We start from the raw sequence: 12,251 nt of genomic DNA, 5'->3' as shown, positions 1-12,251 counted from the left end.
GACCCGGCGGGGTGATAGCGTCCCGGCGTGACGACTGCCCGCCCCGCTGCCCCGCCGCCGCTCTCGTGGACGCTGCTGGCGGTGGGCGTGGCGGCGTTCTTCACGCTGGGCCTGATCCAGGCGATGTACGGCCCGGCGTTCGGGCTGTTCCAGGCGCGGTTCGGCGTGAGTACCGCGTCGGTGGGCGTGATCGCCAGCGCGCACTTCCTGGGGTCGGCGGTCGCGCCGCCCCTGATGGGGCTGCTGCTGCGCCGCGTGACCGTGCGGGCCGGGGTGTCCTGGAGTCTGCTGCTGCTGGCGCTGGGCGTGACGGGCGTGGTGCTGGCGCCCGTGTGGCCGCTGGCGGTCGCGTCGGCTTTCCTGGGCGGCTTCGGGCTGGGCGGCGTGAGTGCCTGCCTGAACGCCGCGTACGCGAGCGTGGGATCGCGCGCCGTGAACCTCGTGAACGCGGTGTTCGGGGTGGGCAGCATGATCGCGCCGCTGCTGGTGGTGGGTCTGGGCCGCGCGGACGGCACGCCGGGCGGACTGGCCGGGCCGTTCCTGACGGTCGCGGCGCTGTGCGCGGTGACGTTCGCGGTGGGGCGCGTGTGGGGCGTGCCGGGCATCCACGCGCCGGCGCGCGCGGCGGACGCTCCCGCCCCGGCGCGGCCGGTGGTGCAGGCGGCGCTGTTCGCGGCGCTGATCGTCTGTTACGTGGGCCTGGAGGCCGGGTACGGTGCGTGGGCGTCACGGTACCTGACGGAACTGGGGCTGCCCGGCGCGGCCCTGACCCTGAGTGCCTTCTGGGCGGCGCTGACGGTGGGACGCGTCCTGACCGGCGTGTTCGCGGGCCGCGTGGGCGCGCCGCGCATGGTGCTGAGCTGCGGCGCGGCGCTGGTGGCGCTGGCGCTGGCCATGCGGGTGCCTGCGCTGGCGCCGCTGGCCGTGATCGTGTCCGGGCTGGCCCTGGCCCCGGTGTTCGGCACGACCCTGGCGTGGCTGTCGCAGGTGCTCAGCGCGCGGCTGGTGCCGCTGCTGCTGGTGGCCGGCTCGCTGGGCGGGGTGCTCTCGCCGTGGCTGCTGGGGCAGGCGTTCGCGCGCTTCGGGGCGGGGGCGGTACCCGTGACGCTCGCGGTCCTCGCGGCGCTGATGCTGCTGTTTACGGCGCTGGCACGACGCGGCGCGCGCGCGGCGGCCTCAGGATGACCCGGCTGCCGGGGGCGTGTGAGGGGGGGTTCTAGCAAACCTCGTTGTCAGGGTGGGGGGCGTGTGGCAGAATGCGCGGCGAATTCTCAGCAACCCACGATTCAAGTCCTCGCCGGGTTCGGCCCGGCGGCGCAACGGAGGCTCTAGAGTGGCACAGGCGACCAGACAGGTGAAGCTCACGCGTGAAGGGTTCGAACGGCTCCAGAAGACGCTGGATCAGGAGATGAACCGCCTCGCGGAAGCGACCCGCATCCTGCAGGAGCAGATGGAAACCAACTCGGACACTGAGGACACCGGGCTGGAAGATGCCAAGCGCGAGAAGATGAACATCGAGGCGCGCATCGAGGAACTCGAGGACACCCTGGCCCGCGCGACCGTCATCGAGGACCACGAGAACGAGGGCCGCGTGGAACTCGGCGCGATCGTCGTGCTCGCCAACGAGACCACCAAGAAGGACATGAAGGTGCAGGTCGTCAGCGCCGCCGAGGCGACCGTCACCGGCGGCAGCCTGCCCCGCGTCAGCGAGGACAGCCCCGTCGGGAAGGAACTCATGGGCCGCAAGAAAGGGGAGACCTTCGTGGTCAACCTCGACAACGGCAAGCAGATGAAGTACAAGGTCAAGAGCATCGAGTACTGAGACCACCTCCGGTCCACCCGTGGACCCGAGCGGAGCGGACGGAATCCAGCACTGGGGAGGCAGGTCGCTGCGGGCGGTCTGCCTCCGGCCCGTTCTGTGGCAGGCCGTGAACTGGACGTCGGGCGGGCGCGGCGTGTGGGGCGCGGCCTATACTGGCGGTTATGTCTGATGGTTCCCCCAACCGCCGCGAGGGTCTGCACGAGCAGACCGTCAGCCGCCTGAACAACCTGGACGCGCAGGTGGCCGCGGGTTTCGAGGCCCACCCCTACACGTACCCGCGCACGCATCACGCCCGCGACGTGCTGGCCGCCCACCCGGCCGACACGCACGGTGAGGACGGCGCGCCGAAGTGGGAGGCCGGGCAGGAGTGGCCCGAAACGGAGTACGCGCTGGCCGGGCGCGTGACCCTGATGCGTCACATGGGCAAGGCGGCCTTCGCGGACCTCAGCGACGAGCACGGCAAGATCCAGCTGCACTTCTCCAAGCAGGACACCGAGAACTTCGACCCCACGAAGAAGATCGACCTGGGTGACATCATCGGCGTGCGGGGTTTCCCGTTCGTCACGAAGACCGGTCAGCTGACGCTGCGCGTGACGTCGTGGCAGCCGCTGGTCAAGAGCCTGCACCCGCTGCCCAGCAAGTTCCACGGCCTGCAGGACGAGGAACTCCGCGCGCGGCGCCGCTACGTGGACCTGATGATCAACCCCGAGAGCCGCGAGGTGTACCGCACGCGCTCGCGGATGCTGCGCTTCATCCGGAATTTCCTGGACAGCCGCGACTTCATGGAGGTCGAGGGCCCCACGTTGCAGGTCGTCCCTGGCGGGACCGAGGCCAAGCCGTTCAAGACGTTCCACAACGCGCTGGGGCACGAGTTCAGCATGCGCATCAGCCTGGAGCTGTACCTCAAGCGGCTGCTGGTGGGCGGTTTCGAGCGGGTGTACGAGATCGGTCGCAACTACCGCAACGAGGGCATCGACCGGACGCACAACCCGGAATTCACGATGCTGGAGGCGTACTTCGCGTACGGCGACTACAACGACATGATGGTGCTCGTGGAGACGCTGCTGCACGACCTGGTCGTGGAACTCAAGGGCGAGCCGAAACTCACCTACCAGGGCCGCGAACTGGACTTCTCGCTGCCGTTCAGGCGGCTGGACTTCGTGACGGCCCTCAAGGAGCAGGCGGGGCTGGACTTCGACCCGCTGGACCTCGTGAAGCTGCGCGAGTGGAGCGACGTACACCACCCCGAGCACCGCAAGACCCCGGATTACAAGCTGCTGGACAAGCTGGGCGGCGAGTACGTCGAGCCGCTGCTGCAGAACCCGACGTTCCTGACGGATATGCCGCTGGCGATCAGTCCGCTGGTGAAGGTGCACCGTGACCGCGCCGGCCTGGCCGAGCGCGCCGACCTGTACGTGGCGGGGTTCGAGCTGGCGCCGATCTACTCGGAGCTGAACGACGCGCTGGATCAGCGGGAGCGCTTCGAGGCGCAGACGGCCCGCCGGGACGCCGGGGACGACGAGGCGCACGAGCAGGACGAGGACTTCCTGCTGGCGCTGGAGTACGGCATGCCGCCCACCGCCGGGATGGGGATGGGCATGGACCGTCTGGCGATGCTGATGACCGACCGGGATTCCATCCGGGACGTGCTGCTGTTCCCGCTGCTGCGTCCGGAGGGCGCGGGGGCCGGGGCAGAGGACGCGATGGAAGCGAACGCCGGCTGAACGAATCGGCGGGGGTGAACCGGCCGGGGCTGCTGCTCCGGCCGGTTCGTTTGACGTCAATTAGATCGGTTGTCCAGAAAAGTGTGTCGGGAAGCGCTTCCATTAATTCGTTCGTTTGACAAACAAAATTATCGGGGCGCAGCATACCGGTACACAAGTCCCACCAAGCCCAGCAGCCGGACCCGCCGGCTGACGCTCCCCGCGCCCCGACCCATGCTGACCTTCCCCCGGTCACAGAGGACCCCCATGCTGCACGCCGACACCCACAGCCCGGACACCCTGGACCTCGCGGCCATCCGCGCGCGGCACACCCTATTGCTGCTCGGCCTGCTGTGGGACCGGGACCTGGCCCGCGTGGACATCGCCCGTGAACTGGGCCTGTCGCGCAGCGCGATCAGCTCCATCGTCACCGAACTGATCAGCGTCGGCCTGGTGCAGGAGGTCGGCACGCGCGGCACCGGCGGGGTGGGGCGGCGCGCCACCATGCTGAACCTCAACACCCGCGCCGCCGCCCTGCTCGCCATCGACCTGGGCGCCAGCCACGCCCGCGTGGACGCCCTGGACCTCCAGTGCCGCCCCCTGGCCAGCCGCACCTTGTCTCACGACATCTCACGCGGGCCGCAGCCCACCTACGCCCTGCTGAAAGACCTGACCCGGCAGGTGCTCGCCGACGCGCAGCTGAATCCCGCGCAGGTCGCGCTGGTCGGCGTGGGCGTCCCCGGGCCCGTCGACCACGATACGGGCCGCGTCGTGCAGCCCCCCAACATGCCCGGCTGGGACGGCGAGAACGTCCGCGCTGCCCTGCAGGACGCCCTGAACCTCGAAGTCCTCGTGGACAACGACGCCAACCTGGGCGCCCTGGCCGAGGCCCGCTTCGGCGCGCACCGCGGCATCCAGGACCTCATCTACGTGAAAGTCGCCACCGGCATCGGCGCGGGCGTGCTGCTCGGCGGCCGCCTGCACCGCGGCACGCGCGGCGGCGCCGGCGAGATCGGGCACATCAGCATCAACGAGCAGGGCCCCGTGGGCCGCAGCGGCAACCCCGGCAGCCTGGAAAGCTACGCCGCCGCGCAGGTCATCGAGAACCACGCCCGCAGCCTGCGCCTCCAGGGGCACCCCTCGGACCTCCCCGATCCCATCACCATCGAGGACCTGCTCACGCACGCCGCGCACGACCCCCTGGCCCGCGCCGTGTGGGAGGAAGCCGGGCACCACCTGGGCGTGGCGATCAGCACCACCCTGAACCTCTTCAACCCGGCCGCCGTGATCATCGGCGGGCGGCTGGCGCAGGCAGGCGACGTGCTGCTGCGCGCCATCCGCGTCAGCGCCCAGAGCCGCACCATGCGCATCAACGCCGACCGCACCCGCATCGACCTGGGCACCCTGGGTCAGGACGCCGGCGTGATGGGCGCCGGGGCCATGATGCTCGATTCCCTCTTCACCCCACGGGGCCTGCCGCACCTGTACGGCATCGCCCGCATGAACCAGAACGCCCGTGACCTCGCGGGCAGCCGCGCCCCACCCCCGGCCCCCCGGCCGACCCCCACCCTGAACGCACCCGTTTCACACGGAGGAACACCATGAAAAAAGCACTGCTGCTCGCCGCCGCCCTCGCCGTCACCACCAGCGCCTCTGCCGCTGGCAAACTGGAGATCTTCTCCTGGTGGTCCGGCGACGAGGGTCCCGCCCTGGAAGCCCTGATCAAGCTGTACAAGCAGAAGTACCCCGCCGTGACCGTGGACAACGCCACCGTCTCCGGCGGCGCCGGCACGAACGCCAAGGCCGTCCTGAAGACCCGCATGCTGGGCGGCACGCCCCCCGACTCCTTCCAGGCGCACGCCGGTCAGGAACTCATCGGCACCTGGGTCGTCGCCGGGCGCATGGAAGACCTCAGCAGCCTCTTCAAGAGCGAAGGCTGGGACAAGGTCTTCCCCAAGGACCTCGTCAAGCTGATCAGCCAGGGCGGCAAGCCCTGGAGCGTGCCCGTGAACGTGCACCGCAGCAACGTCATGTGGTACAACCCCGCCAAACTCAAGGCCTGGGGCGTCACCGCACCCAAGACCTGGCCCGAATTCCTCAAGACCTGCTCCACCCTGAAAGCCAAGGGCGTCGCCGCGCCGCTGGTCGTCGGGGAGAACTGGACCCAGCAGCACCTCTGGGAGAGCGTCATGATCGGCACCCTCGGCTCCGCCAACTGGGAGAACCTGTGGGCCGGCAAGCTGAAGTTCACCGATCCCAAGGTCGTGGGGGCGTTCACCACCTTCGGCAAGGTCATGGACTGCGCCAACAAGGACGCCTCGGGCCTCAGCTGGCAGCAGGCCAGTGACCGCATCATCGACGGCACCAGCGCCTTCAACGTCATGGGCGACTGGGCCGCTGGGTACTTCACCACCACCAAGAAACTCGCCCCGAACACCGGCTTCGGCTGGGCCCCCGCCCCCGGCACCACCAAGACCTTCGTGATGCTCGCCGACTCCTTCGGGCTGCCCAAGGGCGCCAAGGACCGCGCCGAGGCCATCAACTGGCTGAAAGTCCTGGGCAGCAAGGCCGGCCAGGACGCCTTCAACCCCCTCAAGGGCTCCATCGCCGCCCGCACCGACAGCGACCTGAGCAAGTACAACACGTACAGCAAGAGCGCCGCCGCCGACTGGAAGAGCAACAAGATCGTGGGCAGCATGGTGCACGGCGCCGTCGCCCCCGAGAGCTTCACCAGCGCCTTCGGCGCGATCATCGACCAGTTCGTCGCCAGCAAGAACAGCGCCGCCGCGGCCGCCGCCGCGCAGCAGCTGGCCGTGCGCGCCGGCATCAGCAAGTAAACCCCGGTCGTCGGGTGTGGGTTGTGGGTTGTGGGTGCCGTTTCCCCACGCCCCACAACCCACATCCCACTTCCCACTGAAAGGAGGCCCGCATGAAAGGCCTGAGTAAAGACCGCCTGTGGTCCATCGCCGTTCTGACGCCCAGCATCATCCTGATCGCGGTGTTCGTGTACGGTTTCATCGCGCGCAGCGTGTACGTCAGCATGACCGACTGGGGCAACGACCCCGCCCAGGCCCTGGCGCTGAACCCGATCATCCGCTTCACGGGCTTCGCCAACTACCAGGACCTGTTCACCGGATTCCTCCAGGGGCGCTTCCGGCAGGAACTCGTCAGCACCATCTTCTTCACGCTGTTCTTCATCCTGGGCTGCCTGGGCCTGGGCCTGGGCCTCGCCCTGATCCTGGACCGCAACCCCCGCGGGGAAGGACTGTGGCGCACCATCTTCCTGTTCCCCATGAGCCTGTCGTTCATCGTGACCGGCACCATCTGGCGCTGGATGCTGCAACCCCAGGGCGGCCTGAACCAGGCGCCCACCCTGTTCGGCGCGCCGCCCAGCACCTTCGCGTGGCTGAGCAGCACCGACGCCATCTGGAAATTCGACTGGAACAAGCTGCCGCTGCTGACCGCCAGCGTCGTGGGCCTCGTTCTGGTCGTCATGGCCGTGCGCGCCGCCCGCAGCGGGGACCGCACCCGCACCCTGGTCGCGGGCGCATGCGCCGCGCTGCTGTTCCTGTGGGCCCTTCTCATCGGGCCGAACATCAAGATGCTGCCCGCCCCTGAACTGCACGGCTTCAACTTCGCATTGATCGGCATCATCATCGCCGCCGTGTGGCAGATGAGCGGCTACACCATGGCCCTGTACCTCGCCGGTCTGCGCGGCATTCCCGAGGAACTGCGCGAGGCCGCCAAGGTCGACGGCGCGAACGACATCGGCATGTACCAGCACGTCATCTTCCCGCTGCTGGCCCCCATCACCCTGAGCGCCATGATCGTCCTGGGTCACATCAGCCTGAAGATCTTCGACCTCGTGTACGCCATGGCGGGCCCGGACAACATCAACACCAGCGTGCCCGCGCTGAACATGTACCTCACCAGCTTCCGGCAGAACCAGTTCGCGCTGGGCGCCGCGATCGGCACCATCCTGCTGATCCTCGTGGCGTTCGTGATCGTCCCGTACCTCAGCTCCCAGTTCCGCACCGAGGAGGGCCACGCATGACCGCGAACGCCCCCGTGACCACCCCCGCCGCGACCGCCGCGCCCCGCCGCCCCATCAAGCCCGGTCGCGTCGTCATGTACGCCCTGCTCGTGCTGGCCGCGCTGTTCTTCCTGGTGCCGGTGTACCTGCTCGTCGCTACCGCGCTGAAAAGCCCGGACGCCATCAACCTCTCCACCACCTGGCACTGGCCCGCCGCGCTGAACTGGGCGAGCTTCAGCGACGCCTGGAGCAAGATCGGCGGCAACGTTCTGAACAGCCTGTTCCTGGCCGTCACCGCCACCCTGTTCAGCGCCCTGCTGGGCAGCCTGAACGGATACGCCCTGAGCAAATGGAAGTTCCGCGGGGCCAACACCCTGTTCGCGCTGATGCTCTTCGGGATGTTCATCCCGTACCAGGCCGTGCTGATCCCGCTGTTCCAGTTCATCAAGAGCCTCGGCCTGTACGGCAGCATCTGGGGCCTGATCCTGGCGCACGTCGTGTACGGCATTCCCATCACGACCCTGATCTTCCGCAACTTCTACGCCGACGTGCCCGACGCCCTGATCGAGGCCGCCACCATCGACGGCGCGGGCTTCTGGCAGATCTACGGCCGGGTCATCTTCCCGATCAGCATCCCCGGCTTCGTCGTCGTGATCATCTGGCAGTTCACGCAGGTCTGGAACGAATTCCTGTTCGCCGCCACCCTGACCAACACCACCAGCCAGCCCGTCACGTACGCCCTGTCCCAGCTCGCGGGTGGACAGGCCGTCAGCTGGAACCTGCCCATGGCGGGCGCGATCCTCGCCGCGCTTCCCACCCTGCTCGTGTACATCCTGCTCGGCCGTTACTTCGTGCGCGGTCTGCTCGCCGGGTCCGTCAAGGGCTGAACCCACACCCGCTCCGCGCGCCCCGCACTCCGGTGTGGGGTGCGTTTGCTACGGTCACTTCACCTGCGCCACGTGCCGTCCCTTGCCGCTGCGTCCGATCTTTCCTTCGCGCATCAGCAGCCCCAGCAGGCTGTACGAGAGGTAATCCTTCGAGCCGCCCCCGTAGTCGCTGCGCAGGCCCAGCAGGCTGGCCACCTCGGCGTTCTTCACGCCGCCGGGGTTGGCCTGCGCGAATTCCAGCACGGCGTCCTTGAGCAGCGTGAGGCCCATCTGCGCCTTCTCTGGCGCCCCGGCAGGCACGGTCAGGCCGGGCCGCGCCTTGCCGCCCAGACCCGAGGGCAGCACGGTGTTCGTCAGGAGGCCGCCGCTGGCCTGCGTGCCGAACGCCGCGATGAGTTCCGCCTCCAGCCGCAGCGCCTCGGGTTCGGTCAGGTGCTCCACCAGATAGCTCACGAGGACCTGCGCGCCCGCTCCTTCGATCTCGCGGATGCGGTCGCCCTTGGGGGTGTAGTCCGGGCGGATCAGGTGATCGTGGGCGCGCGTGCCCGTGCCCTTGCCGATGTAGAAGGGCCGCGCCGGATGCTGGCGCGGGTCCTTGAGGGCATACACGTAGTACGGCTTGTCCGGCGTCACCTGGGCGTCCCGATCATCCGCTTCAGCATGCCAGGTCCGCGCCGGGTGCCGCGCCGCAGGTTCGCCTACCCGCGCATGACGAAGTGTTCGATGATGGCGTGGTGGTCCTCGAAGAACAGTTCGGGGCTGGCCAGGATGTCACTCAGGGGCATCCAGAGGGCCTCGCTGGCGTCGCTGCCGCCGCTGAGGCGTGGGAGCTGCCCGATGCCGAGGTCGAAGTGGAAGGCGTGGGTGATGGTGCGGCCGCGCAGGCTGCGGTCGGGGTAGTCGAAGACCGCCTGGGCGCGCAGCGCGGCTTTCAGGTCGAGGCCGATGCCCAGGCCGGTTTCCTCCTGTACCTCGCGGACGCAGCAGTCGAGGAGGGTTTCTTTCTGTTCGAGGAACCCGCCGGGCATGGCGAGGCGCCCCCGGCCGGGCAGGCCGCCGCGCCGGACGAGGAGGACGTGGCCGCTGCGGGTGATGACGGCGTCGGTCGTGACGAAGATGGGGGGGTGGGGGGCGTCCTTCCAGGCGGCGCGGTAGCGGGCGAGATACTCGTATTCGTCGCGCAGGTCGCGGTAGTCGGGGGTGGTCTGGAAGGTGGTCAGGAAGGCGTGGACGGCGGGGGGAACCATGCCCTGCACGGTGTCGGGGTGGCCTTCGAAGTAGGCGCGGCGGACGTCGGTGGCGCTGAGGTCGCTGACGACGTGGGTGGGGATGAATTCCCAGGCGGGGAAGGAGCGCAGGTAGTAGCTGCTCTCGTCCTTGATGTGGCCGATGAGGGCGACGTCGCTGCTGCCGCGCGTGTGGGCGGTCACCCCGGCCTGGACCTCACTGAGCCACAGGGCCTCGTTGTAGTGGTAGTCGCGGACGTGCACGAACAGCACGCGGGGTTTCGGGATGCCCGCGTCCTGGAGCATGCGGCTGATGAGGTCCTGGCGTTCCTCTGCGGTGAAGGGGTTCTTGATGTTGCGCGCTGCGCGGGCGCTGCCGATGACCACGATGAGTTTCTGCACGCTCTGGAGCGCTTCGAGCATCACGGCGAGGTGCGCGGCGTGGGGAGGTTCGAAGCGGCCGATGTACACCCCGAAGGTGCGGCGGCGGCGCGGGGTGGGGGAGGGGGTGCTGGACGCGGTCATGCTCCTCACGTTGACATACGGCAACCATGAAAAGCATGAGTTGTTGCGGGGAGAGACTTGAACCGGGTGCAGTCGCCTCATCTGCCCGGACGCCCCCGCGCCCGGCAGCGTACGCTGAGGCATGACCCGCACCCTGCTGGCCGCCACCCTCCTCCTCTCCCTCGCCGCGCCCGCCGTGGCCGGGGGCGCCGCCGCGCCCGTCACGCAGGTGCAGCCCGGCACGCCCGCCGCCGTCATGGCCGCCCTGAAGGCCGCCGGGTACAGGGTCACCATGGAACCCGCCCAGGCCGACCGCGATCCCACCATGACCTTCACCAGCGGCGGGCACGAGGTGCAGGTGTGGCTCAGCGGATGCAAGAACGGCGTGTGCAGCCGCGCGACCGCCAGCACCTCCTGGGACTACAGCGACGCCGAGGACCTCGACCTGGACGTCGTGAACGAGTGGAACAGCAACTACTACACCCAGGCGTACGCCTACGAGGGCAGCTACTATCTGGACAGCACCCTGGCCATCCGCGGCGGCTTCACGCAGGCCACCCTGAAAGCCTGGATCACCGACTACCTGGACGACGTCAGCGCCTTCGAGGACGAACTGCCCGGCGAGTGATTCGCCCAGAGGTAAAGGAATTCCCCAGGCCAGTTCAAGACGCCTGAACAGCCTCCCCAACCGCGCGCGGCAGGGCACATGCAGACTGATGGTCTCATGGCAGACCTCAAGCAGATGGGCCAGCAGACGGCCAGCACTCTCAAAGGCGGCGTGGAAGGCGCGCAGCAGGCCGCCGCGCGCGCCACCCACCACGCCGCGCCCTGGCTCGAAGCCCTGGCCCGCTTCGGGTACGCCAGCAAGGGCGTCGTGTACGGCACGGTCGGCCTGCTGGCCCTGAGCGTCGCCCTGGGACGCGGCGGGGCGACCACCGACACCAAGGGCGCCCTGCTGCGGTTGCAGGACCTCCCGGCGGGCACGCTGCTGATCTGGCTGCTCACGCTGGGCCTGATCGGGTACGCGCTGTGGCAGCTGATCCGCGCCGCGCTGGACCCCGAGGACCAGGGGCACGAGGCCAAGGGCGTCGTCAAGCGCGCCGGGTACGCCTTCAGCGGCGTGGCGAACCTGGGTCTGGCGGTCTTCACCGCGCGGCTGGCGCTGGCCGGGAACGCCGCCCGCTCGCAGAACAGCGAGGATCAGGTGGCGGGGACCGTCCTGAACCTCCCCGGCGGGCAGCTGTGGCTGGCGCTGGGCGGCCTGATCCTGCTGGCCGTCGCCGCCAATCAGCTGTACGTCGCCTACGGCGCGAAGTTCATGAAACGCGTGACCTTCACCGACCTGCCCGCGCGCACCTGCGACCTCCTGAAACGCATCGGTCAGGTCGGCATCGCGTCGCGCGGGGTGCTGATGGTCATCATGGGCGTGTTCGCGCTGCTGGCCGCGTGGCACCGCAAGGCCAGCGAGACGGTCGGCATCGGCGAGGCCCTGACGTGGCTGCGCACCCAGCCCAGCGGGAACCTGCTGCTGGGCGCCGTGGCCCTGGGCACCCTGTGCTACGGCGTGTGGTGCGTCGTGCAGGCCCGTTACCGCCGCATCCGGATCGAGGGCGCTGCCTGAACTGCCCCGGTCCGGCCGTTGCGGCCCGCGTGAGACAATGCAGCGCATGGCCCCCAACCCCAGCCGTCAGGTGGCACTGATCGCCCACGACAAGAAGAAACTCGAACTGGCCCTGTTCGCGCTGAACCACCGCGCCGTGCTGGGCCAGTTTCATCTGGTCGCCACCGGCACGACGGGCGGCATCCTGGAAAAACAGACCGGCCTGAGCGTCGAACGCGTCCTGTCCGGCCCGCTGGGCGGCGACCAGCAGATCGGCGCCCGGCTGGCCGAGGAACGCGTGCTGGCGGTGTTCTTCTTCCGCGATCCCCTGACCGCCCAGCCGCACGAACCGGACGTGAGCGCCCTGGTGCGCCTGTGCGACGTGCACGACATCCCGCTGGCCACCAACCCCGCCAGCGCCGAGGCGCTGATGCTGTGGCTGCGCGAGCAGCTCACCTGAGCGCGGACCGGGGCCC

12 protein-coding genes are annotated in these 12,251 nt (G+C 69.2%); 10 read left to right on the top strand and 2 right to left on the bottom strand.

Translation table 11 applies throughout. The features are described from left to right. Positions 1–27: 27 nt before the first annotated feature. From DEIGR_RS14285 to DEIGR_RS14255, 7 genes are all read left to right on the top strand, one after another. Entirely contained in the window at positions 28–1,185 is a 1,158-nt protein-coding gene (locus DEIGR_RS14285; RefSeq protein WP_236704757.1) for an MFS transporter, read from the top strand. Between the two features lie 148 nt (positions 1,186–1,333). Beyond that, on the top strand, positions 1,334–1,822 hold the full coding sequence (locus DEIGR_RS14280; RefSeq protein ID WP_058978247.1) for a GreA/GreB family elongation factor: 489 nt from the start codon (positions 1,334–1,336) through the stop codon (positions 1,820–1,822). A 161-nt stretch (positions 1,823–1,983) separates the two neighbouring features. Next, positions 1,984–3,546, top strand: a complete 1,563-nt coding sequence (gene lysS / locus DEIGR_RS14275; protein ID WP_058978246.1) for a lysine--tRNA ligase — start codon at positions 1,984–1,986, stop codon at positions 3,544–3,546. Between the two features lie 246 nt (positions 3,547–3,792). Continuing rightward, entirely contained in the window at positions 3,793–5,130 is a 1,338-nt protein-coding gene (locus DEIGR_RS14270; RefSeq protein ID WP_058978245.1) for an ROK family protein, read from the top strand. Continuing rightward, positions 5,127–6,362 carry an ABC transporter substrate-binding protein gene (locus DEIGR_RS14265; RefSeq protein ID WP_058978244.1) on the top strand — a complete coding sequence of 412 codons (1,236 nt, stop codon included), beginning with the start codon at positions 5,127–5,129 and terminating at the stop codon, positions 6,360–6,362. The genes DEIGR_RS14270 and DEIGR_RS14265 overlap by 4 nt, the downstream gene beginning before the upstream one ends. A 92-nt stretch (positions 6,363–6,454) precedes the next feature. Beyond that, the gene (locus DEIGR_RS14260; protein WP_058978243.1) at positions 6,455–7,579 is read left to right on the top strand and encodes a carbohydrate ABC transporter permease; all 1,125 of its coding nucleotides are present in this window, start codon (positions 6,455–6,457) and stop codon (positions 7,577–7,579) included. Beyond that, positions 7,576–8,445 (top strand): carbohydrate ABC transporter permease, encoded by an 870-nt coding sequence (locus DEIGR_RS14255; RefSeq protein ID WP_058978242.1) that lies wholly within the window; start codon positions 7,576–7,578, stop codon positions 8,443–8,445. Before DEIGR_RS14260 ends, DEIGR_RS14255 begins: the two co-directional genes overlap by 4 nt. 54 nt (positions 8,446–8,499) lie before the next feature. Here the strand turns inward: DEIGR_RS14255 and DEIGR_RS14250 are convergent, their stop codons facing one another. Both DEIGR_RS14250 and DEIGR_RS14245 read right to left on the bottom strand, forming a co-directional pair. After that, positions 8,500–9,078 (bottom strand): GIY-YIG nuclease family protein, encoded by a 579-nt coding sequence (locus tag DEIGR_RS14250; protein WP_058978241.1) that lies wholly within the window; start codon positions 9,076–9,078, stop codon positions 8,500–8,502. Positions 9,079–9,143: 65 nt separating this feature from the next. Next, a complete protein-coding gene (locus DEIGR_RS14245; RefSeq protein WP_058978240.1) occupies positions 9,144–10,196 on the bottom strand; it encodes a bifunctional nicotinamide-nucleotide adenylyltransferase/Nudix hydroxylase in 1,053 nt (350 codons plus the stop codon). A 121-nt stretch (positions 10,197–10,317) separates the two neighbouring features. Between DEIGR_RS14245 and DEIGR_RS14240 the strand changes: the two genes are divergently transcribed. The 3 genes from DEIGR_RS14240 to DEIGR_RS19760 all read left to right on the top strand — a co-directional run bounded on the left by DEIGR_RS14240 (position 10,318) and on the right by DEIGR_RS19760 (position 12,235). Next, positions 10,318–10,803, top strand: coding sequence for a YbjN domain-containing protein (locus tag DEIGR_RS14240; RefSeq protein ID WP_058978239.1), 486 nt, complete (start codon positions 10,318–10,320; stop codon positions 10,801–10,803). A gap of 96 nt (positions 10,804–10,899) precedes the next feature. Further along, the gene (locus tag DEIGR_RS14235; protein ID WP_083524075.1) at positions 10,900–11,796 is read left to right on the top strand and encodes a DUF1206 domain-containing protein; all 897 of its coding nucleotides are present in this window, start codon (positions 10,900–10,902) and stop codon (positions 11,794–11,796) included. Positions 11,797–11,833: 37 nt separating this feature from the next. Beyond that, positions 11,834–12,235: a methylglyoxal synthase gene (locus DEIGR_RS19760; protein ID WP_083524074.1), complete on the top strand. Its 402-nt coding sequence runs from the start codon at positions 11,834–11,836 to the stop codon at positions 12,233–12,235. Positions 12,236–12,251 lie beyond the last annotated feature (16 nt).

Origin of the sequence: Deinococcus grandis (assembly GCF_001485435.1) — a bacterium.
GTDB classification, from domain to species: domain Bacteria; phylum Deinococcota; class Deinococci; order Deinococcales; family Deinococcaceae; genus Deinococcus; species Deinococcus grandis.
Note: the sequence above shows the minus strand (reverse complement) of the source record. Positions and strands in the feature narration are given on the sequence as shown.